20 protein-coding genes are annotated in these 20,389 nt (G+C 72.7%); 6 read left to right on the plus strand and 14 right to left on the minus strand.

What is annotated here, in order from left to right; all coding sequences use genetic code 11:
- Positions 1-113: 113 nt before the first annotated feature.
- From AC5WAM_RS02900 to AC5WAM_RS02920, 5 genes are all read right to left on the minus strand, one after another.
- Positions 114-362 (minus strand): DUF397 domain-containing protein, encoded by a 249-nt coding sequence (locus tag AC5WAM_RS02900; RefSeq protein ID WP_138965071.1) that lies wholly within the window; start codon positions 360-362, stop codon positions 114-116.
- A 103-nt stretch (positions 363-465) separates the two neighbouring features.
- Positions 466-1,647, minus strand: coding sequence for a thiolase family protein (locus AC5WAM_RS02905; RefSeq protein ID WP_366789968.1), 1,182 nt, complete (start codon positions 1,645-1,647; stop codon positions 466-468).
- Positions 1,640-2,713: a thiolase family protein gene (locus tag AC5WAM_RS02910; protein WP_495521430.1), complete on the minus strand. Its 1,074-nt coding sequence runs from the start codon at positions 2,711-2,713 to the stop codon at positions 1,640-1,642. The genes AC5WAM_RS02905 and AC5WAM_RS02910 overlap by 8 nt, the downstream gene beginning before the upstream one ends.
- Positions 2,710-3,660, minus strand: a complete 951-nt coding sequence (locus AC5WAM_RS02915) for a Zn-ribbon domain-containing OB-fold protein (protein WP_495521431.1) — start codon at positions 3,658-3,660, stop codon at positions 2,710-2,712. Before AC5WAM_RS02915 ends, AC5WAM_RS02910 begins: the two co-directional genes overlap by 4 nt.
- A 17-nt stretch (positions 3,661-3,677) precedes the next feature.
- Entirely contained in the window at positions 3,678-4,487 is an 810-nt protein-coding gene (locus AC5WAM_RS02920) for a crotonase/enoyl-CoA hydratase family protein (protein WP_495521432.1), read from the minus strand.
- Between the two features lie 172 nt (positions 4,488-4,659).
- Here AC5WAM_RS02920 and AC5WAM_RS02925 point away from each other — a divergent pair, with 172 nt between their 5' ends.
- From AC5WAM_RS02925 to AC5WAM_RS02935, 3 genes are all read left to right on the plus strand, one after another.
- Positions 4,660-6,267, plus strand: a complete 1,608-nt coding sequence (locus AC5WAM_RS02925; RefSeq protein ID WP_495521433.1) for an acyl-CoA synthetase — start codon at positions 4,660-4,662, stop codon at positions 6,265-6,267.
- A 79-nt stretch (positions 6,268-6,346) separates the two neighbouring features.
- Positions 6,347-6,925, plus strand: a complete 579-nt coding sequence (locus AC5WAM_RS02930; protein ID WP_495521434.1) for a carboxymuconolactone decarboxylase family protein — start codon at positions 6,347-6,349, stop codon at positions 6,923-6,925.
- Positions 6,922-7,788: an RNA polymerase sigma-70 factor gene (locus AC5WAM_RS02935; RefSeq protein ID WP_495521435.1), complete on the plus strand. Its 867-nt coding sequence runs from the start codon at positions 6,922-6,924 to the stop codon at positions 7,786-7,788. The genes AC5WAM_RS02930 and AC5WAM_RS02935 overlap by 4 nt, the downstream gene beginning before the upstream one ends.
- Positions 7,789-7,825: 37 nt before the next feature.
- On the opposite strand, the gene AC5WAM_RS02940 is transcribed toward AC5WAM_RS02935, so the two are convergent.
- Together AC5WAM_RS02940 and AC5WAM_RS02945 are read right to left on the minus strand one after the other, a co-directional pair.
- Positions 7,826-8,827, minus strand: a complete 1,002-nt coding sequence (locus tag AC5WAM_RS02940; protein WP_495521436.1) for a MerR family transcriptional regulator — start codon at positions 8,825-8,827, stop codon at positions 7,826-7,828.
- A 3-nt stretch (positions 8,828-8,830) separates the two neighbouring features.
- Complete coding sequence (locus AC5WAM_RS02945; protein WP_366790034.1) at positions 8,831-9,502, minus strand: HEAT repeat domain-containing protein; 672 nt, start codon at positions 9,500-9,502, stop codon at positions 8,831-8,833.
- Between the two features lie 293 nt (positions 9,503-9,795).
- Between AC5WAM_RS02945 and AC5WAM_RS02950 the strand changes: the two genes are divergently transcribed.
- Positions 9,796-10,842 carry an LLM class flavin-dependent oxidoreductase gene (locus AC5WAM_RS02950; protein WP_495521437.1) on the plus strand — a complete coding sequence of 349 codons (1,047 nt, stop codon included), beginning with the start codon at positions 9,796-9,798 and terminating at the stop codon, positions 10,840-10,842.
- A 124-nt stretch (positions 10,843-10,966) separates the two neighbouring features.
- Here the strand turns inward: AC5WAM_RS02950 and AC5WAM_RS02955 are convergent, their stop codons facing one another.
- Positions 10,967-11,419: a MarR family winged helix-turn-helix transcriptional regulator gene (locus AC5WAM_RS02955; RefSeq protein ID WP_366789959.1), complete on the minus strand. Its 453-nt coding sequence runs from the start codon at positions 11,417-11,419 to the stop codon at positions 10,967-10,969.
- A 63-nt stretch (positions 11,420-11,482) separates the two neighbouring features.
- Between AC5WAM_RS02955 and AC5WAM_RS02960 the strand changes: the two genes are divergently transcribed.
- Entirely contained in the window at positions 11,483-11,851 is a 369-nt protein-coding gene (locus tag AC5WAM_RS02960) for a VOC family protein (RefSeq protein ID WP_495521438.1), read from the plus strand.
- 41 nt (positions 11,852-11,892) lie between these two features.
- On the opposite strand, the gene AC5WAM_RS02965 is transcribed toward AC5WAM_RS02960, so the two are convergent.
- The 6 genes from AC5WAM_RS02965 to AC5WAM_RS02990 all read right to left on the minus strand — a co-directional run bounded on the left by AC5WAM_RS02965 (position 11,893) and on the right by AC5WAM_RS02990 (position 18,295).
- The gene (locus AC5WAM_RS02965) at positions 11,893-13,104 is read right to left on the minus strand and encodes an epoxide hydrolase family protein (RefSeq protein ID WP_495521439.1); all 1,212 of its coding nucleotides are present in this window, start codon (positions 13,102-13,104) and stop codon (positions 11,893-11,895) included.
- A gap of 58 nt (positions 13,105-13,162) precedes the next feature.
- Entirely contained in the window at positions 13,163-13,684 is a 522-nt protein-coding gene (locus AC5WAM_RS02970) for an HAD domain-containing protein (RefSeq protein WP_495521440.1), read from the minus strand.
- A gap of 31 nt (positions 13,685-13,715) precedes the next feature.
- Entirely contained in the window at positions 13,716-14,321 is a 606-nt protein-coding gene (locus AC5WAM_RS02975) for a cysteine hydrolase family protein (protein WP_495521441.1), read from the minus strand.
- 183 nt (positions 14,322-14,504) lie between these two features.
- Positions 14,505-17,165, minus strand: a complete 2,661-nt coding sequence (locus AC5WAM_RS02980; RefSeq protein WP_495521442.1) for a caspase, EACC1-associated type — start codon at positions 17,163-17,165, stop codon at positions 14,505-14,507.
- A complete protein-coding gene (locus AC5WAM_RS02985; protein WP_366789954.1) occupies positions 17,162-17,524 on the minus strand; it encodes an effector-associated constant component EACC1 in 363 nt (120 codons plus the stop codon). The genes AC5WAM_RS02980 and AC5WAM_RS02985 overlap by 4 nt, the downstream gene beginning before the upstream one ends.
- Positions 17,525-17,656: 132 nt before the next feature.
- On the minus strand, positions 17,657-18,295 hold the full coding sequence (locus tag AC5WAM_RS02990) for a chorismate mutase (protein WP_495521443.1): 639 nt from the start codon (positions 18,293-18,295) through the stop codon (positions 17,657-17,659).
- Between the two features lie 284 nt (positions 18,296-18,579).
- On the opposite strand from AC5WAM_RS02990, the gene AC5WAM_RS02995 reads away from it, so the two are divergent.
- Positions 18,580-20,385, plus strand: a complete 1,806-nt coding sequence (locus tag AC5WAM_RS02995) for a B12-binding domain-containing radical SAM protein (RefSeq protein ID WP_495521444.1) — start codon at positions 18,580-18,582, stop codon at positions 20,383-20,385.
- Positions 20,386-20,389 lie beyond the last annotated feature (4 nt).

The following is a 20,389-nucleotide window of genomic DNA, read 5'->3' on the forward strand; positions in this document are numbered from 1 at the left end:
CCCGGCGACGGACGCCCGCCCCGGGCCGGGGTGCCGGGCCGGTCCCCTCCGGTCCGCGCCCGCCCGGGAGCGGCGCGGGCGACACGTGCCGCCGGTGGCCGACGCCCCGGAAGTCACGTCAGATCGAAGCGCCCCTCCCGGGCCCCGTGCACGAACGCCCCCCACTCCGCGGGCGTGAAGATCAGCGAAGGGCTCTCAGGACGCCCGCTGTTGCGCATCGCGATGAAGCCCTCGACGAAGGCGATCTGCACGTCTCCGCGGCCCTCGCTGCTCGACCGCCATTCGGCGGCGCTGAGGTCCAGATCCGGCTTCTCCCAGCCCGCTAGCGGATGCTGCTGAGTGGTGGTGGTGCTGTCGGCCACGTCCGTGCTCCTCCCAGTGCGTCGTCCGCCGCCAGCCTAGCTTTCCGCCCCGGTGCCGCACAGGCCGCGACGTGAGGACGGCGGCGGGGCGGAAGCACCCGCGTCAGGTCGTGGGAGGTGCGGAGCCGACGAGCCACATCGAGAAGAACTGCGAGCCGCCGCCGTAGGCGTGCCCAAGTGCCCTGCGAGCGCCGTCGACTTGGTGCTCCCCGGCCTGGCCGCGCACCTGGAGCGCGGCCTCCGCGAAGCGGATCATGCCGGACGCGCCGATGGGGTTGGTCGACAGGACACCGCCCGACATATTCACCGGAAGGTCACCGTCCAGTTCTGTCACGCCGGACTCGGTGAGCTTCCAGCCCTCGCCCTCGGCGGCGAAGCCGAGGTTCTCCAGCCACATCGGTTCGTACCAGGAGAAGGGCACGTACATCTCGACGGCGTCGATCTGGCGGCGCGGGTCGCCGATGCCCGCCTGCCGGTAGACGTCGGCGGCGCAGTCCCGCCCGGCGCGCGGCGACACGTAGTCCTTGCCCGCGAACATCGTGGGTTCGCTGCGCATCGCGCCGCCGTGGACCCAGGCGGGCGGGCGGGGCGCGCGGGCGGCCCCGGCGCGGTCGGTGAGCACCATGGCGCAGGCGCCGTCGGACGACGGGCAGGTCTCGGAGTAGCGGATGGGGTCCCACAGCATGGGCGAGGACCGGACCTTCTCCAGGGTGATGTCGTGTTCGTGCAGATGCGCGTAGGGGTTCTTCAGCGCGTTGCGGCGGTCCTTGTACGCGACCAGGGAGCCGACGGCGTCGGGGGCGCCGCTGCGCCGCATGTACGCGCGTACGTGCGGGGCGAAGAAGCCGCCCGCGCCCGCGAGCAGCGGCTGCTGGAAGGGGATGGGCAGGGAGAGCCCCCACATGGCGTTGGACTCCGACTGCTTCTCGAAGGCCAGGGTGAGCACGGTGCGCTGGACGCGGCTCGCGACGAGGTTGGCGGCGACGAGCGCGGTGGAGCCGCCGACGGAGCCCGCGGTGTGCACGCGCAGCAGGGGCTTGCCGACCGCGCCGAGCGCATCGGCGAGGTACAGCTCGGGCATCATGACGCCCTCGAAGAAGTCGGGTGCCTTGCCGATGACGACGGCGTCGACGTCGGCCCAGTCCAGCTCGGCGTCGTCGAGGGCGCGGCGGGCGGCCTCGCGGACGAGCCCGGCCAGGGACACGTCGCGCCGGGCGGCGACGTGCTTGGTCTGGCCGATCCCGACGACCGCGACGTACTCCTTCGCTGTGGCGGCTTCAGGCACGGGCCTCCCCTTCCAGGACGGCGACCAGGTTCTGCTGGAGGCAGGGGCCGGAGGTGGCGTGGGCGAGCGCGCGGTCGGACGCGCCGCGGTGGATCCGCCCGGCGGCCTCGGCGACGCGGACGAGCCCGGCGGCCATGACGGGGTTGGCGGCGAGCGCGCCGCCCGAGGGGTTGACGAGGACGCCGTCGTCGAGCCGGAGCGCCCTGCGCAGCACGACCTCCTGGGAGGTGAAGGGCGCGTGCAGCTCGGCGGTGTCGACGGGCCGCGCGAAGGCTCCGGCGCGCTCGGCGGCCAGGCGCGTGGAGGGCGAGTCGGTGAGGTCGCGGACGCCGAGGGAGTGGGCCTCGACGCGGTGGTCCATGCCGCGGATCCAGGCGGGGCGCGCGCACAGCGCCCGGGCCCGGTCCCCGGCGGCCAGGACCACGGCGACGGCTCCGTCGCCGATCGGCGGGCAGTCGCCGGTGCGCAGCGGGCGGACGACGTACTCCCCCTGCGGGCGCGCGCCGGGCAGCTGCGCGTGGGCGTTGCCGTCGGCCGCGTCCCTGCTGCGGGCGGCGACGGCGGCGAGCGCGGGCTCGTCGGTGTGGCCCGCGTCGATGAGGGCCTGGGCCTGGAGGGCGGCGAGGGCGACGGAGTCGGGCCACAGCGGGGCCACGTAGTAGGGGTCGAGCTGGCGGGTGAGGACGTCCCGTACGGATCCGGGCGAGGACTTGCCGTAGGCGTAGACGAGCGCGGTGTCCGCCTCGCCGGTCAGGAGCTTCACCCAGGCCTCGTACAGCGCCCAGGCGCCGTCCATCTCCACGTGCGACTCGGAGATCGGCGGCCAGGCGCCGACCCCGTCGAGCGCCATGGTGAAGGAGAAGGCCCGGCCCGCGAGGTAGTCGCTGGATCCGGAGCAGGTGAAGCCGACGTCGGCGGTGGTCAGGCCGGTCTGCTCCAGGACCTCGTGCAGGACCGGCATGAGCATCTCCACCTCGGAGAGCTCGTCGGTACGGCGCCGGTGGTCGCTCTGGGCGCACGCGACGACCGCCACGTTTCTGGGCGCTCCGGTGAACTCCCCTGTCACAGCAGCTCCTTGTACGTGTCGTAGTCGGCGTCGGGCTCGCCGGTCGGCCGGTAGTGGTCGGGGTGACGCCCGTCCTCGGACCACACCGGTTCGACGCGCAGCCCCATGCGGACCTGGTCGTACGGGATGCCGCCGATGCGCCCGTGCAGGGCGAGGTCGGCGCCGTCCAGGGCGATGTGCGCGTACACGTAGGGCACTTCGATCTCGAGGTTCTTGGCCTTGATGTTGACCACGCAGAAGGTGGTGACGGTGCCGCGCGGCCCGACCTCCACCTGCTCGGTGGTGGCGACCCCGCAGGTGGGGCAGGCGCCGCGCGGCGGCACGTACACCTTGCGGCAGCGCGGGCAGCGTTCGCCGACGGCACGGCGCTCGGCCAGGGCGGCCAGATAGCCGGTCTGGGCGCGGCCCGGGGTGTAGGTGTAGTCGAGGCGGGCGGGGGCGACGATCCCGGTCACGGCGTCGCCGGTGAACGCGCCGCTGTGCGGGGTGGCCTGATGAGCCGTCGGATCGCTGTCGCAGGGTTCGAAGCAGGCGATGTCCGTGATGGCGCCGGTGCGTTCGGCGGCCCAGCGGACGCGGACGCGCAGACCGGTGCGGACGGCGTCGGGCCCTGGCGCGTCCAGGGCGTGCAGGAGCGCGGTGTCGGCCCCGTCGAGGCGGACGAGGACCCAGGCGAAGGGGGTGTCAAGGGGCTGGCCGCGCCGGGGCGCGGGGTTCCAGGCCCAGGTGGTGACGGTGCCGGTGGCGGCGACCTCGACCAGGTCCCTGACCTCCGCGGCGGTCTCGGGGTCGTACTCGACGGGCGGGACGAGTACCCGGCCCGCGGCGGTGCGCACGCCGAGCACGACGCGTTCGCGCAGGCCGGTGAGGAAGGCGGACTGGACGGGGCCGAGGGAGCGGGTGAAGGGGAACTCCACGACCATGGGGGCGCTGAGCGCGTCGGGCATGTCGCCGACTCCTCGGGTCAGGCCCGCCGGTAGACGGGCGGGCGCTTCTCGGCGAAGGCGCGGGCGCCTTCCTTGGCGTCGGCGGTGTCGAAGACGGGCCAGCCGCGCTTGAGTTCGGCGGCCAGCCCGTCGGCCTCGCTCAGGTCGGCGGTCTCGTACACGGAGGCCTTGACCGCCTCGACGGCGAGGGGACCGCAGGCGTTGATCCGCTCGGCGATGGCGAGGGCCCGCTCCAGGGCGGTGCCGTCCGGCACGACGTGGCCGATGAGGCCCACGTCGGCGGCCTCCCGGGCGGTGTACGGGCGGCCGGTGAGCAGCATCTCCAGGGCGTGGGTGCGCGGGATCTGCCGCTGGAGGCGCACCGTGGAGCCGCCGATGGGGAAGAGCCCGCGCCTGACCTCGAAGAGCCCGAAGGTCGCGGACTCGCCCGCCACGCGGATGTCGGTGCCCTGGAGGATCTCGGTGCCGCCCGCCACGCAGGGCCCTTCGACGGCGGCCAGGACGGGTTTGCGCGGCCGGTGGTGGCGCAGCATCGCCTTCCAGTGCAGATCGGGGTCCGCCGCGAGCCGCGCGCGGCACTCGCGGTCCTCGGCGCCCTCCATTCCCTTGCCCGCCAGGGCCTTCAGGTCCATGCCCGCGCAGAACGCGCCGCCCGCGCCGGTGAGGACGACGGACCGCACGCCGTCCTCCGCGTCGGCGGCCAGCCAGCCGTCGTACAGGCCCACGAGCATCGGCAGTGAGAGCGCGTTCCTGGCTTCGGGCCGGTTCAGCGTGAGCACCAGTGTGGCGCCTTCGCGCCGCACGGAGAGATGTTCCGTGCCACCCATGGCCGTCCTCCCGTCATTCAGACCTGGAACAGGTTGCAGGAGGCGAGGTGGCAGTTCAATAGCATTCTGACACTCAGTCAGATTTCTTCCGCACGGCCCCTTCCGCCTTCCGGGCCCCTCTGCTGTGATGACCGCCACACGGCACGTCACGGCGTCGGGGTCAGGAGGAGCGGTGGAGTACAACCTTGCCGACCTGTTCGAGTCAGTCGTCGACGCGGTGCCGGACCGCGAGGCGCTCGTGTATCTGGACCACCCCGGCACCGGGGCCGAGCGCCGCCTGACGTACGCGGAGCTCGACGCGGCCGCCAACCGCGTCGCCCACCACCTGATCGACAGCGGCCTCACCCCCGGCGAGCACCTCGGCCTGCATCTGTACAACGGCGTGGAGTACCTCCAGACGGTCCTCGGCTGCCTCAAGGCCCGCCTCGTCCCGGTGAACGTCAACTACCGCTACGTCGAGGAGGAGTTGGCCTACCTCTACCGGGACGCGGACCTGGCGGCGCTCGTCTTCGACGCCGAGTTCGCCGGGCGGGTGGCGGCGGCGCTCCCCCGCGCGCCCGGGCTGCGGCATCTGATCCGGGTCGGCGAGGCCGCCGAGGCCGGGCCGCGGGCGGTGCCCTTCGCCGCCGCGGAGGCGTCCGGCTCGCCCGCGCGCGGCTTCGCGCCGCGCTCCGCGGACGACCTGTTCATCATCTACACCGGCGGCACGACCGGCATGCCCAAGGGCGTGATGTGGCGCCAGGAGGACCTGTTCTTCTCCGGGCTCGGCGGCGGAGCGCCGACGGGCGAGCCGGTCACCCGGCCCGAGGAGCTGGCCGAGCGGGTGGCGGCCGGCGGCGACGGCATCACGTTCTTCCCGACGCCCCCGCTCATGCACGGCACCTCGACGCTGACCGCCTTCATCTGCTTCCACTTCGGCCAACGCCTGGTCATCCACCGCAGGTTCGCCCCCGAGGAGGTGCTGCGCACCATCGAGCGCGAGCGGGTCACCAGCGTCTCCCTGGTGGGCGACGCGATGCTGCGCCCCCTGATCGACGCGCTGACCGGGCCCTGCGCGGGCACGGACCTCTCCTCCCTCTTCAGCGTCTCCTCCTCCGGCGCGATCATGTCGGAGACGGTCCGCGCCCAGTTCGCGCGGCTCGCCCCGAACGTCATGCTCCTCAACAACTTCGGCTCGTCCGAGTCCGGCTTCAACGGCACCGCCACGGACGACTCGGGGCCCGAGCGCGGCTTCCGCATCCAGGTCAACTCCCGTACGCAGGTGGTGGACCTGGTGACCCACGAGCCGGTCGCCGTCGGCGAGCCCGGCCGCATCGCCCAGCGCGGCCACGTCCCGCTCGGCTACTACAACGACCCCGTGAAGACCGCCGAGACCTTCTTCCAGCGCGGCGACGAGCGCTGGGTCCTGCTCGGCGACATGGCCACGGTCGACACCGAGGGCATCGTCACGGTCCTCGGCCGCGGCTCGCAGTGCATCAACACCGGCGGCGAGAAGGTGTACCCCGAAGAGGTCGAGCAGGCCCTGAAGTCCCACCCCGACGTGTACGACGCGCTGGTCGCCGGGGTGCCGGACGAGCGCTGGGGCACCCGCGTCGCGGCCGTCGTCCAGCTCCGCCCCGAGGCCGCGCCGCTGGACCTGGCGGCCCTTCAGACCCACTGCCGCGCCCGTCTCGCCGGCTACAAGATCCCGCGCTCCGCGGTGTTCACCGACCACATCCAGCGCTCGCCCAGCGGCAAGGCGGACTACCGGTGGGCCCGGAAGGTGGCGGCGCGGTCCTGAGCCCGGGTGTCACATCCGCGGGCCCGGCGGTGTCTTCATGGCGAACAGCCGATCAGGCACTCGTCCAAGGAGAACCGCCATGGCCCTGCGCATCCCGAAGGCCGAGCTCCCCGCCGAGCTCACCCGCACCATGATCGACCAACTCGGGGGCGTGCCCGAGAACGTCGAAGTCGTCTGGCACAGCCCGCAGGTCGCCCAGGACAACCTGGAGTTCGGCAGCAAGGTGGCCGCCTGGGACGCGGTCGACGCGAGCCTCAAGTCGTTCGCGCACATGGCCGTCGCGGCCCTCGTCGGGTGCGGCTGGTGCCTGGACGTCGGCTACTTCCAGGCGCACGACGCCCGGCTTGACCTGGCCAAGGCGAGCCAGGTGCCGCGCTGGCGCGACGCGGAGGTCTTCACCCCGCTGGAGCGGGACGTCATGGCGTACGCCGAGGCCATGAGCAGCACGCCGCTGACCGTCACCGACGAGCTGTACGCGGGACTGCTCGGGCGGCTCGGCCCGGCTGCGATGGTCGAACTCACGGCGTTCATCGCCTTCGTCAACCTGGCGACCCGGGCCAACGTGGCGAACGGCGTCGAGTCGCAGGGCTTCTCGTCCGCCTGCGAGATCCCCCTGGCGGCCCGTCCGCAGCGGTCCGGCGCAGCCTCCGCGTCATGACCGACGACCCCTTCGTCACCCACCGCAGCCTGCTGTTCACCGTCGTCTACGAGATGCTCGGCTCGGCGGCCGACGCCGAGGACGTGCTCCAGGAGTCCTGGCTGCGGTGGGCCCGCGTCGACCGCCCGGGGGTGCGCGACCCCCGCGCCTATCTCGTCCGGCTCGTCACGCGCCAGGCCCTCAACCGGCTGCGCACGCTGGCGCGCAACCGCGAGGACTACGTCGGCCAGTGGCTGCCGGAGCCGCTGCTCACCAGCCCCGACGTCGCCGAGGACGTCGAACTCGCCGACAGCGTCTCCGTCGCGATGCTGACCGTCCTGGAGACGCTCGCGCCCACGGAGCGGGCGGTGTTCGTCCTGCGCGAGGTCTTCGAGATGCCGTACGGCGAGATCGCCGGGGCCGTCGGGAAGTCCCCCGCCGCGGTACGGCAGATCGCGAGGCGGGCCCGCGAGCACGTGGCGGCCCGGCGCCCCCGGGTGCGGGTGAGCCCGTCGGAGCAGCAGGCCGTGGTGGACCGGTTCCTGGCCGCGCTGCGCACCGGGCACCTCCAGGAGCTGATGGAGGTCATGGCCCCGGACGTGGTCATGATCGCCGACGGCGGAGGCCTCGTCGCCGCCGCGCTGACCCCGATCCACGGAGCGGACGCGGTGGCGCCCCTGCTGGCCCGCGCCCACCGGGTGGTCACCGTGCTCGACGCGCGGCCGGTCTGGCTCAACGGCGCCCCCGCGGGCCGCGTCGCCTTCGACGGCGAACCCGCCGCGGTGAGCCTCACGGTGGAACACGGCCGGGTCACGCGGATCTACGTGGTCCGCAACCCGCGGAAGCTGACGCGCCTGGACGCGCCGGCCGCGCTGGCGCGGTAGGCGGGTGCCTTCCGCGCCGGTGCCGCGGCCCGCGCCCTCACCGGGCGTCGCGCAGCTGGAGCAGATACGCCGCCGTCACGGCCACGGCACGGTCCGCGTCGTGCGCCAGCTCCCCGAGGGCGTGGGCGGCCGTCTCGCCCGGGATGCCCGCCAGTGCCTGGGTCAGCCGTCCGCGTGCGGGCGCTCGGCTCGCGTCGTGCGCGAGGCGGTCGACGAGCGCGCTCGCGATCCGGTCCGCCGTCGCGGTATCGCTCGCCAGCACGCTCAGCGCGTCGGCCGCGTCCGTGTCGCGCCGTCCCTCCACGATCATGTCGATGAGCGTGGGGGCGGCGTCGGCCACACCGGACGCCCCGAGTGCCAGTGCCGCGTATCCGCGCACCACGGCGTCGGAACTCCCGAGGGCGTCCCGCAGCCGCGCCGCTGCCTCCTCGCCGGGCATCTCGGCGAGGCACTGGACGGCGCGTTCGCGCACCGCGGCCTCCGGTGCGGCGAGGGCCTCGGCCAGCAGGGCCGTGCCCTCGCCCGCCGAGCGCGCCAGGGCCCACTGAAGGGCCCCGGCGACGTTCGGGTCGGCCTCGCTCAGAGCCGCCTCGACCAGGGCCTCCACCGGCACCGGAACCTCGTCGCAGGAGAGGGCCGCCCGCTGGCGCACGTCGGCCCGCTTCGACCCCAGCGCCTGGAGCAGCGCGACGGCCTGGAGGACGCCCTCCCAGTCGGCGGGGTCGGCCGCGTCGATCCGGCGCAGCCGCGTGAGCAGCTCGGTCTGGGCGGCGATGCGCTCACGCGTCTGACGGATGAGGTCGTCGACGAGCGCTGCGGGCGTGAAGCTGGGGTCGTCGAGCGCGCGTCCGATCTCGCGCAGCGAAAGCCCCAGCGACCGCAGGCTCTCGACGTGGAAGATCCGCTGGACGTCCGCCCCGGAGTACTCCCGGTAGCCGGAGCCCGTACGGACCGAAGGGCGCACCAGGCCGAGCGACTCGTAGTGCCGGAGCATGCGGGCACTGACCCCGGAGCGGCGCGCCACCTCACCGATCAACACGTCCTACCGTCCCTCCTGGCCGGGCCCGCTGAGGGCCACGACGCGCTTCGCCTCCTCGACCGCGAGCTCGAATCCGGCGTCGGGGTCGCGCAGCAGGCGTTCCGTGGCGAGCGCGTGCGTGCGCACGCGCGGGTCGGGGGCCATCGTCGCAGCCCGCAGCACCGGAACGATTCCCTCCCCCAGCGCGGCGAGGGCCTGGCTGAGGCTCAGCTGCGTCTCGCGTCCACCCCGCCCGAGCTGCGTCGCCAGCACCGTGGCCAGCGCGGACTCCGCACCTTCCGGAACGAGCACGACCGCGGCCCGCCAGGCGCTCCGCGCCACCTCGTCGTCGCTGTCGCACAACAGCGTCCGCGTGAGCGCGGGCCACCCCCGCCGGTCCCCGATCTTGGACAGCGTGTGCAGCGCCTGGCTGCGCGCCTGCGCGCGCTCGGAGCGGGTCTCGCGCAGCAGCGCGGGCAGCGTCACCTCCACCGGGTGACGGGTGAGCGCCCAGGTCAGCATGTCCCGGACGAAGAACTCGGGCTCGACCGCGCACCGCTCGACGACCTGGTCCACGTAGCGCGGGTCGGGCGCCGTCCCCACCTCCAGCGCGGCCCGCAGCCGCACGGACGCCCGACCGTCCTCCAGCCCCTGAACCGCCCGCGTGCCGTCCGCGTCCTGCCTCGTGACCGTCATCGAGACCACCTCCTGGACGAGCAGTGAAGACCTTGCCACGGTGTCAAGGTCAAACAGCACCGCGCGGAGGTGTCTCTCAGGCCGACGGGTGCGGGATCCCGCGGGCGCCCGATGTGTGGGAGCGGGCCGGGGTGGGAAGGCCACGTTCGTCGTCCACCCCCGGACTCGGTCGGCAGCCCGTCGCACGGCGTGCCGGTGATGGATCGGACGATTCGACGCCTCCTCACCGGTGGCCGAGCGAACCGCAACCAAGAGTGGTTCAGCCACCTCACTCGACGGCGAGGAGAGTCGCCATGCGCACCGGCATCGTCACGACAGCAGGGCCGGGTGTGGAACACCTGGCCGCCCGCGCGGAGGAACTCGGCTTCGACAGTTTCTGGGTGTACGACTCACCGATGGTCCACGGCGACCCGTTCGTGAGCCTCGCCCTCTGCGCCAAGGCCACCCGCCGGATCAGGCTCGGCATCGGTGTCACCTCACCGGCGCTGCGTTCCGCACCCGCCGCGGCGGCGGCCGTCAGCAGCCTCAACGCCCTCGCCCCCGGCCGCGTCGTCTGCGGGGTCGGCACCGGCAACACGGCTCGCCGTACGCTCGGCATGCGGCCTGTGAAGACGGCGGAGCTGGAGTCGTTCACCGCCGCCCTGAAGGATCTCACCGCGGGCCGTGAGACGGACTACCGCGAGGGGCCCCGGGCCAGCAAGGTGCGGTTCCTGCACGTCGGTCCCTACGTCGACACCCGGGCGCCCGTCGAGTTCGTCGTCGCCGCCTTCGGCCCGAAGGCCGCCGCGGTCGCCGGACGGCTCGGCGCGGGACTGATCTCCTTCGGACTCCACGACCCCGCGGCCTGGACCGCCCTCGGCCAGGCCCGGCAGGCGGCGGCCCAGGAAGCGGACAGCGCCGCCGAGACCCGTTCGTATCTCATGTCCTCCCTGTACGTCCTCGCCGACGGCGAGGACCGCTACGGTGATGCGGTCAAGGACGCGGTGGGGCACATCGCGCTGAGCGCACTGATCCTCGGCGCGGAGAACCCCGCCTTCCAGGCGGCCCTCCCTCCGCAGGAGGCCGCGGCTGTCGACCGCCTGCTCCAGCTGCGCGGCACCACACCCACCGATCCCGGGCGTCACCAGGCCCTCTACCGCAACTACCTGGGCCGGCTCGCCCCCGAGGACCGCGAGCTCATCGTGCCCTCCCTGGTGGACAGGTTCGGCCTGGTCGGCACCAGGGACGAGGTCACCGAGCGGATCGACGCGCTGGAGAAGGCGGGGGTCGACGAGCTCGTGATCCAGCCCGTCGTGGACCCGGAGACCGAAATGGCCGCGCTCGCACGGCTGCTGGCCTGACCCTCGACGACGACACGGCCGCCGGATCGCCCGGCGGACCGCTGGGGACGTGCGGCAGACCGCTGGGAATGTCCGGCGCCCGCACCCCTGTCCGGGCGCGACGAGACCGGCGCCGGGGAAGGGGCTAGCGACCGCCGTCGCCCTCGCGCAGGGAGTGGATCATGCCCTTCAAGGCCCGGAACGCGTCCGACTGCTCGGTCTCGGTCATGCCGGACAGCATTCTGACCTCGACGGACCGGACCGCCGCGGTCGCCTTCTCCAGGCTCTGCCGACCGCGCGGCGTGAGCCGCGCGGGAAGCGCCTTCCCGACGGGCGCCTGGGCGGGCCTGGTCACGTAGCCCTCTCGTTCCAGGTTCTGGAGCAGCACGTTCATCGACTGCCGCGTCACGAACGCGCCCCGCGCCAGCTCGGAGTTCGACAAGCCCGGCCGCTGGGCGAGCAGTTCGAGGCAGGAGTAGTGCGTCACGCTCATCCCGAGCGGCCGCAGCACCTCCTCCATGGCCGAGCGGAGAACGCTCGACGCCTCTTTCAGCAGGTAGCCCAGTGACGTCTCCAGGTCGACACCGTCTTGATGCATGTCAGCATTCTGACATAGGTTGACCCGTGTCAGGATCCTGACACGGAGAGAAGGAGCATCACCATGCCCGTCACCGGCCCCGACTTCATCTCGCTCCAAGCCCGCGACCTCGACGCCTCGCAGGCGTTCTACGAGCAGTACCTCGGCCTGGTCCGCTCCCCGACCGGGCCGCCGCACGCCGTCGTCTTCGAGACGAAGCCGATCGCGTTCGCACTCCGCGACGTCCTTCCCGGCACCGACCTCGCCTCCGTCGCCCGGCCCGGCATCGGTGCCGCGATCTGGCTCCACGCCACCGACGTCCAGGCCGTCCACGACGCTCTCGTCGCCGACTGCCACACCATCGTCTCCGCGCCGATCGACGGCCCCTTCGGCCGGACCTTCACCTTCGCCGACCCCGACGGCTACCACATCACCCTCCACGACCGCACCTGAGGGTCGGCCGACTGCCGGCATCCGGTCCGGGGCGGCAGCCCTTAGGCCTTGAGGCTCCGGAAGAACCTCCGGATGTCGTCGACGAGGAGCGCGGGCTGTTCCAGTGCGGGGAAGTGGCCGCCCCGGTCGTACTCCGTCCACTGCACGACGTTGTTGGTGCGGTCCGCGATGTGCCGCAGGGGGATGAAGTTGTCGTGCGGGAAGACCGCGAGCGCGGTCGGGGTTTCCGACGGCTCGGGCGGGGTGCCCCAGTAGTCCGCGTGGGCACGCTCGTAATAGATGCGGGCGGACGAACCGGCCGTGCCCGTGAGCCAGTACACCATCACGTTGGTGAGCATCCGGTCGCGGTCCACCGCGTCCTCGGGCCGGTGCTCGGATTCGGTCCACTCCTTGAACTTCTCCACGATCCAGGCCAGTTGTCCCACCGGGGAGTCGGTCAGGCCGTACGCGAGCGTCTGCGGCCGGGTGGCCTGGATGTCGGCGTACCCCTGGCGGTCGCGGCTCCACGCCTGGAAGCGGGCCCAGGAGGCCGAAGCGCGCTCCCGCTGCCCCGGGTCGAGCGGGGCGAGCTCCTCCGGGGTGGGTTCCGCGGCCTGGAACGCGTTCGGCAGCAGATTCAGATGGACGCCCCTCACCCGCTCCGGCCGGGTGCGGCCGAGCTCCCTGGAGATGCCCGCTCCCCAGTCGCCGCCCTGGACGCCGTAGCGCGCGTACCCGAGCCGCTCCATGAGCACGGCGAACGCGGCCGCGACACGCTTGAGCTCCCAGCCGGTCTGCACCGTGGGCCCGGAGAAGCCGAAGCCCGGGATGCTGGGCAGCACCAGGTGAAAGGCCTCAGCGTCCGGCGCGCCGTGGGCGCGGGGCCGGGTCAGCGGGCCGACCACGTCGGCGAACTCGACGATCGAGCCGGGCCAGCCGTGCGTCATGAGCAGCGGGGTCGCGTCCGGCTCGGGCGACCGGATGTGCGCGAAGTGGACGTTCGCGCCGTCGATCGTGGTGGTGAACTGCGGCCACTCGTTCAGCTCCGCCTCGGCCGCCCGCCAGTCGTACGCGTGCCGCCAGTAGTGCGCCAGCTCCTGGAGGTAGCCGCGCGGAGCGCCGTAGGCCCAGCCCACCCCCGGCAGCTCGTCCGGCCACCGGGTGCGATCGAGCCGCCCGTACAGATCGTCGAGGTCGCTCTGGGGTACGTCGATGCGGAACGGCCGCAACGCCTCACCGCCCGAGCCCGAAGCCGATGCCGGAGTCGTCGTCATTCGGGGCATGCTACGTCGGCCCACGCCGTTCCCACGGAGCCGCGTGCACCGGGGCCCGCTAACCGCCGGACCGCAGCCACCCGTCGAGCGTTCTGAAGTCGGCGTCGGTCAGGCCGATCCGGGAGTCGACGCGGTGGAGCAGGGACGGTCCTGGGTGGCAGGCCGCCACCCAGGACCGGTCCATGGCGGAGACCTCGTCGTCGACCCAGACGAAGGCGCGCCCCTCCGCCCACTCCACGAGAGCCCGGGTCTTCCAGTGGAGACCGTTCGGCCCGCCCTCGTCGGAAGGCTCCGGCCACTCCACCACGGGCAGCCGTGGCAGCCCCAGCCAGGGCGCGACGCAGTCGTTCGCGTCGGACATCCACGTCGTCGCCCACACCAGTTCGCAGGGCAGGGCAAGCAGTCGTGGCCCTTGTGCCGGGTCGATCCGGGTGATCAGGGGGTTCTCCGCGGCTCCGCACGGTTCGCGCCCCGTCTCGAAGATCGGGTACCCGTTCGGCAGTTGTGCGCGCGTCGCACCGAAGGGGAGAAGGGGACCGTCGACGTCGAGAAAGAGCAGGGGCAGCGGGGAACCTGTCATGGGAGCACGGTAGACAACCGCCTCACGGGCCTCACGGTGCGATCTTCGTGACCCATTCCTCTGCCGTGAGGACGTCGAACCACTGCGGGAACAGTTTCTCCGTGAGGAATCGGTGTACTTCGGGGTCGAGGTCGAGGCAGGCGTCGGCGAGGACCGTGAGGTCGAGGTCCAGGTCGTTGGCTCCGCAGACGGTGTGGAGGACGACGCCGCTGGTGGCGATGCCGGTGAGGACGAGGCTGTCGATGTCGCGGGCCCGCAGGACCAGGTCGAGGTCGCTGCCCGAGAAGGCGCTGCCGCGCCGCTTCGTGACGACGACGTCGCCCTCCTGGGGGGCGACGTCCGGGTGGATCTCGTTGCCGGGGTTGCCTTCCGCGAAGAGGCCGGCCTGCGCGACCGTGGTGACTATCTTGTTGCGCGGGCTCACCTCCGCCTTGTCCGCGCGCAGGCCCATCACGACGTAGATGACGGGGATGCCCGCGGCTCGGGCGCCGTCGATCGCCTTGCCCAGGCGGGAGAGGTACTCCGAGCTGTCGCCCGCCCCTCCGTCGTACGCGCCTACGGCGAACGCGCCTCTGCCATGCGCGATGTCCACCACGTCTCGCTGAACGTCCATCACCAGAAGGGCTCTGTTGGCCATGCGGGCCGTCCTTAGGTCACTGAGGAAAGGGAAGCCTCGGCTTTCCCTACGGGCGTTGCGTGCACACAAGTGCCGTGTGCGGCACAGGTGTCAGGTGTCAGGTGTGAGATGCCAGGTGCCAGGTGTATTACATGCGGTACTGCGCCGCATGCGCCACCCGCGTTACGGGGCTCTCGCCGTGGGTCACCCCGTCCGGCAACGGTCGCTCCGACCGGGCTCCGGGTCCGGGGCAGAGCGGCAGGGGGAGGCCGCTCCGCCCTCCCCCTGCCGCTCTGCCCGCGCGGCCCGCGAGGGGTGGGCGATGGCCTGGGTGGACGGGCCCTCCTCGGCGGCGCCGGGGTAGCGGGGCAGCTCGCGGGCCTTGTCCAGGAGGTCCCGGGCCAGCGCGTGGTTCTGCCGCGCCCATTCGATCTTCGCGGCCAGGCGGTAGGCGTAGTTGAGGCTGGCGGGGTCACCGGCCGTCTCGAACCGGGTGAGCGCGCGCTGGGCGTGCTGGGCGGCCGCCGGGAGGTCGCCCGCCTTGCGCAGGGCCTCCGCCGCCGAGGCGTGGGCGTGGGCGGCGCCCTCCGTGTCGCTGTGGGCGGCGAGGAGCTCGGCGGCCCGGTCGGCCAGGCCCGCCGCGGCCGGGAACCGCCCGGCGAACGTGTGCAGCGCCGCCTGCCCGACGAGGCACTCGGCCAGGAGCCTGTCGTCGCCCGCCTCCTCGAAGCAGGCGTGGGCCTCGGCCTGGAACCGCATGGCGTCGTCGACGAGCCCGGAGACCAGGGCCCGCTCGGCGAGGCTCATCAACTGATGGCCGAGATCGGCCGGGTCGGCCGTGCCGCCCGGCCGCTGCCGCACGGTGGCGGCCGCCCGGCGCAGCTCGGCCGTCACCTCCTGCCGTACGGCGGCCACTTCGCGGGCGCGCTGCCGCTGGTCACCGGGGCCGTGCTCACCGCCCAGGAGGGCCAGACAGCCACGGGCCCGGGCGATGCCCCGGCCGTCGGCGCGGCCCGCCGCGTAGCGGTAGGCGGCCTCGGCCTCCTCCCTGGCCTCGTCGAGGCACCGCTCCTCGCGCAGGGCGTCGGCCACCTCGCAGGTCAGCTCGGTCGCCACGGTCCACCGGTCCCGGCGCGCCGCCCGCGCGGCGGCCCGCAGTTCGGGCAGGGCCGCGACCCGCCAGCCCCGGTCGGCGCCGCCCTCGCGCGTGACCTTGAGGCGCCGCCGCAGGTGCAGGTACAGCCAGGTGCGGCACAGGGCCTGCTCCTCGGTACTGGTCTGCGAGTAGCTGCGGTAGAGGGCGTGGAACGCATAGCGCCCGTCGTTGCGCTGGAGCAGCCCCGCGTCGACGAGTTCCTCCAGCATCAGTCCGCAGATGCCGGGCGGCATCCGGCTCAGGGCCGCCGCCGAGTGCCGGTCGAAGTCCGGTCCGGGGTGGCTGACGCAGGCGTGCAGGACGTGCCGCTGCCGCTCGTCGAGCGCCTCGTACGACATGGTGTACGCGGCGCGGACGCGGTCGTCGTCCCAGCGCAGGTGCTGCAGCGGCCGGTCCGACTCGCGCATGGCGTCCAGCATGAGGTCGGGCGGCGTGCGGCGCAGCCGGGCGGCGACGGAGTACAGGGCGAGCGGGAAGCAGCTCAGCATCCGGGCCATCTCGGCGAGTTCGGTGTCGTGCCCGGTCAGCCCGCACAGGTGCCGCATCATCTCGACCGCGTCCCGCAGGGCGAGCGGAGCGAGCGGATAGCGGCGGGTGCCGGGCCGCGCCTCGGTGAGCGAGGCCCGGCTCGTGACCACGACGAGCGCGTCGGGAGAGGACTCGACCGTCCGGGCCACCTCGGCGGCGTCCGTGACGTCGTCCAGGAGGACGACGGGGAACTCGGCCTCGGCGTGCCCCGGGCGGCGGCCGGTGAGCCGCTGGTGGAGCTCGGCGGCCAGGGCCGACTTGCCCACGCCCGGCGGCCCGTGGATGACGAGGAGCCCGGGCCCCTTCGCGGCGTCCTCGGCGAGCTCCCGCAGCTCGCGGTCGCGGCCGAACAGGCGCTCCGCCGGGGGCGGCTGCGGCGCCGCCGCGTTCCGGTGCTCCTCGGCCGGTGCCTGTTCGACGTAGGCCCGATTGCGGAAGACGGCGATCCGCTCGCCGGAGTTGTGGGTGCCGAGCTGGGGGTGCTGGGGGTGCTGCCGCGCGCTCAGACGCTGGTGCAGGCGCGCGTGGAGCGTGCCGAAGTCGAGCACGGGCCCGGCCTCGGGCACCCCCGTCCGGACCAGGTCGACCAGGGCGCCGGTGAAGGCGGACAGCTCGTCGCCGGGCGGCGCGTAGGCCAGTTCGGTGGCGGCGCTGGAGGTGAGCACGCAGACGCCGTCGATGTCGGCGGCCTGCTTCAGGAGCGCTTCGGGGTGGCTCATGCCTCCTTCGACGGCGGCGCCGCTGAAGCAGCAGTCGAGCACGACGGCGCACTTCAGCCGGCGCTGCCGGTGGGCCGCGCGCACCTCGTCGCGGATGTAGGCGTACGGCAGCGACCGCCACATCTGCCGCTCGTTGGAGTCGTGCAGGGCCAGGTGGAGTTCGGTGGGCCGGTCGGGGTGGAGCAGGCCGTGCCCCGCGTAGTAGACGAAGAGGGTGTCGCTCGCCTCGCGCACCGCCTCGTCGATGGCCCGCATCACGTCACTGCCGGTGGCCTCGGGCCCGAGGACGCGGCAGCTGGCGGACGACAGGCCCCAGCCGACCTCGTCGCACAGGACCTCCCGCAGCGCGCTGACGTTGCGCTGCACCGCGGGTAAAGGGGACAGTCCGGCTTCCTCGGCGTAGGCGTGCACCCCGATCAGGACCGCCCGGGAGGACGTGTGGGCCGACAGGCGCACGGTCATGCTTCGGACTGCTGGCGCTCGCGGCGTGCCCGTACGGTGTCGAGCACTTCCTGGGCGGTTCCCTCCACCACCGTTCCGTCGTCCTCGATGACCCGCACCAGGGGTGGTCGGGCGCCGCGCGGGCGGCGCCAGGCGGCGACGGCCACGAGCAGCGACAGCACGCCCACCGTGCTGTCGAAGACGGCGGTGACCACCTCCACGGCGCCCATCGCGCCGTCCGTGCCGGACGGTTCGGAAGGGGCGGATGCCGCGGACTCGATCTCGATGCCCGACCGCGCGATTCCGGGGTCGCGCCGCAACCATCCGGCGAGCGCACCCGCCCCTGCCGCGTCTCCCGCGTCAACCCAGACTTCGCCCATGCACACTCCCTCACGCTCGGCTCACACCGGCCTCACAACGGCTGATCCCTCAGGGTCGCATTTTCCGTACGTGCTGGGGGAGGTGTATGCCGACGTGCATCCATTCAGGGGTGACTTCTCGCCATCGCTTGCTTATCCGCACACGGACGGCAAGGCTCTCCGCAACGCTGTCGTGTGCAGGGGGTCCAGGACCTTCTCGTGCCGTACGTGCAGGGCGGCTGCCGTCAGCAGCCCGGCGCAGTACGGGGCGGTGCGGGCGGGCGTCGACACGGCGAGGGCGCGCACGAGTTCCCCGTTGACGCGGTTGATCTTTTCGCGGACCGTGCCGAGATCGGGCCGCTCGCCGGGTGCGGTCGAGGGGTCGGCGTCCCACTTCCGGTGCAGGGCGCGCTGGACGAGCTTGTTCGCCTCGATCTGATCGCGGAAGACGCGCACGGTCGCCTCCGGGTCCCCGCCCACCGCCACCGCCTGGCGCGCCACGGCGTCCAGTACCTGCTGCTCGCGGGCGGGGTCGTCGATGGGGCTGCCCGTGCCGTACTTGGCCGCGGCGACGAGGTCGGCGGTGGCGAGGCGGTCGGCGGAGAGTGCGGCGACGGTACGGAGTTGACCGTACGGACCGGAGTGCGCCGCGGCGCCGGCGGCGGGTGCCGTCCGCCCGGCGGCCGCGGGCGCGGCGCCGACGGCGCTCCCCGCGAGGACCAGCACGGCGGCGGTGCCGCCGACGGCGAGCAGACGGCCGAGGCGGGAGACAGCGGGAGTGGCGAGGGGCACGGGGATCTCCCTGGGTCGTTTCTTGCGGGGCAAGAGATCCTCGCAGATCGCTGGAACAAAGCCACAGGTGCTGATTCACGCCATTCACCGCGGAACCCTGTCCTCACGGTGAGGAGACGGTCACGATCTGAACAAATTCTCCGTTCGCATCGGACAGGCCAAGCGGACAGGTCAAGCGGAAAGATCCAGCGGCCAGGCTAAGAAAGTGGATCAAGCGAACACATCGATCGGACGGATCAAGCGAACTCACCGGTGACATCATCCTGCGAACAGATGGAGCGCTCATGACGCGAACCGATGCCCATGCGCCCGTGCTCATAGAGAAACCGTCCATCAAGTTCTCCAGCGCCCCCGAACGCGCTGCCCTGCGGCACCTGGGCAGACCCTCGCTGCGTACGTCCAAGTCCGGCGCCCGGCGGCGCGCCCGCGGGGAATCGCCCCGCGTGCTGCTCCTCGTTCCCTCGTACACCCGCGTCGTGGAGCCCTCCCCGCAAAGGAGCAGCTTCCGGGCGCTCGGCCTGGACACGTTCGAGGTCATGAAGCGGGCGGGCACGCCGATCGGCCTGCTGCGCATCGCGGCGAACGCCCGGCTCTCCGGCTTCGACGTCCGCATCGTCGACTCCCCCTTCGCCGGGTGGGAGCAGGAGCGCCGGCTCGTGGACATCGGGGGCGGCAGCACCTTGGTGCGCTACGGCCTCGACGACACGCAACTGCGGGCCCTCATCGATGAGTTCGACCCCGATGTCGTCGGTGTCCAGTGCATCTACACCGTCCAGTGGGGCAACGCGCGCGCCCTCGCCGACCTGATCAAGGACATCTCCCCGGACATCGTGACCGTCACCGGCGGCGCGCACCCCAGCGGCGACTGGCAGTACGCCGTGCCGGACTCCCCCTTCGACTACGTGGTCATCAACGAGGCGGACCAGACCTTCACCGCGCTCCTCCAGGCGCTGACCGAGCCGGACGGCGACGTCGACGCCGTGCCGAGCGTCGCCTACCGGCGCGCCGACGGGGCCGTGGTGCGCACGACCGCCATGTCGCCGTACATGCGCATCCTGCCCAAGCGCCAGGGCCTCGACCAGCGGCTCGGCATGATGCCGCTGCCCGACTTCGGCATGCTCGACATGCGCCAGTACGAACAGGCCTACCACTCCTCGGGCAAGCGGGTGCGCGACCGGGGCTCCTGGGCACAGATCTTCTCGACCATCGGCTGCAACGTGGGCTGCGACTTCTGCTACATCCCGATGGTGAACGGGCCGTGGCGGGCGCTCGGGACCGACTGGTTCGATCTGCACCTGGCCGAGATACGCAAGCACGGCGTGACCGAAGTCCTCATCGAGGACGACCACTTGCTGCACGACCCGCTGTACGCGATGGAGACCTTCAAGCTGTTGCGCAAGCACGACCTGCCGTGGGTCGAGGAGGGCGGCCTGAGCCTGTTCAACCTGGTGCTGCTGCACCTGGGCGCCGAGTTCGCGGACGGCATGGACGAGGCCGAGCGGCGCAACCCCAACTTCCGCAACGTCCTCGCGGCGATGCGGGCCGGGCTCAGCTGCCGGGACCTGATCAAGGCCATGGCCGACGGCGGCTGCTACAGCGTCTACCTCGCGGTGGAGAGCGCCAACGAGGACAGCCTCGTGGAGTCGGGCAAGCCCCGGCTCAACGCCTTCCAGAAGGCGACCGGCGAGATCGTGGAGATGTTCACCGAGTACGGCATCCAGGTCACCGGCGGCTTCATGCTCGGGTTCGTCAATCCGCCCGAGCGGCCCGGGGACGAGCCGTACATCGAGTCCCTCGAGCAGATCGAGAAGACCATCGACTACGCGGTCACCCTCATGGGCCACGGCATGGCGTACGCCAACCCCTTCATCGTCACGCCGCTGCCGGGCACGAAGATGTGGGACTTCCAGAAGAACTACGTCGTACGCCACTACGACAACGGCTGGTCGCACGAGAAGGGGACCATGGCCACCGACCGGTGGAGCGCGGAGGACATCGAGCGCGCGCGGCTGGAGCTGCTCGTCCGGGCCAACGGCGCCGACAAGGTGGTGGAGATGGTCCGCCGAGGCACCTGGCCGGTGGACGCCTGACCCG

The organism is Streptomyces sp. JLYT201, from assembly GCF_059448825.1.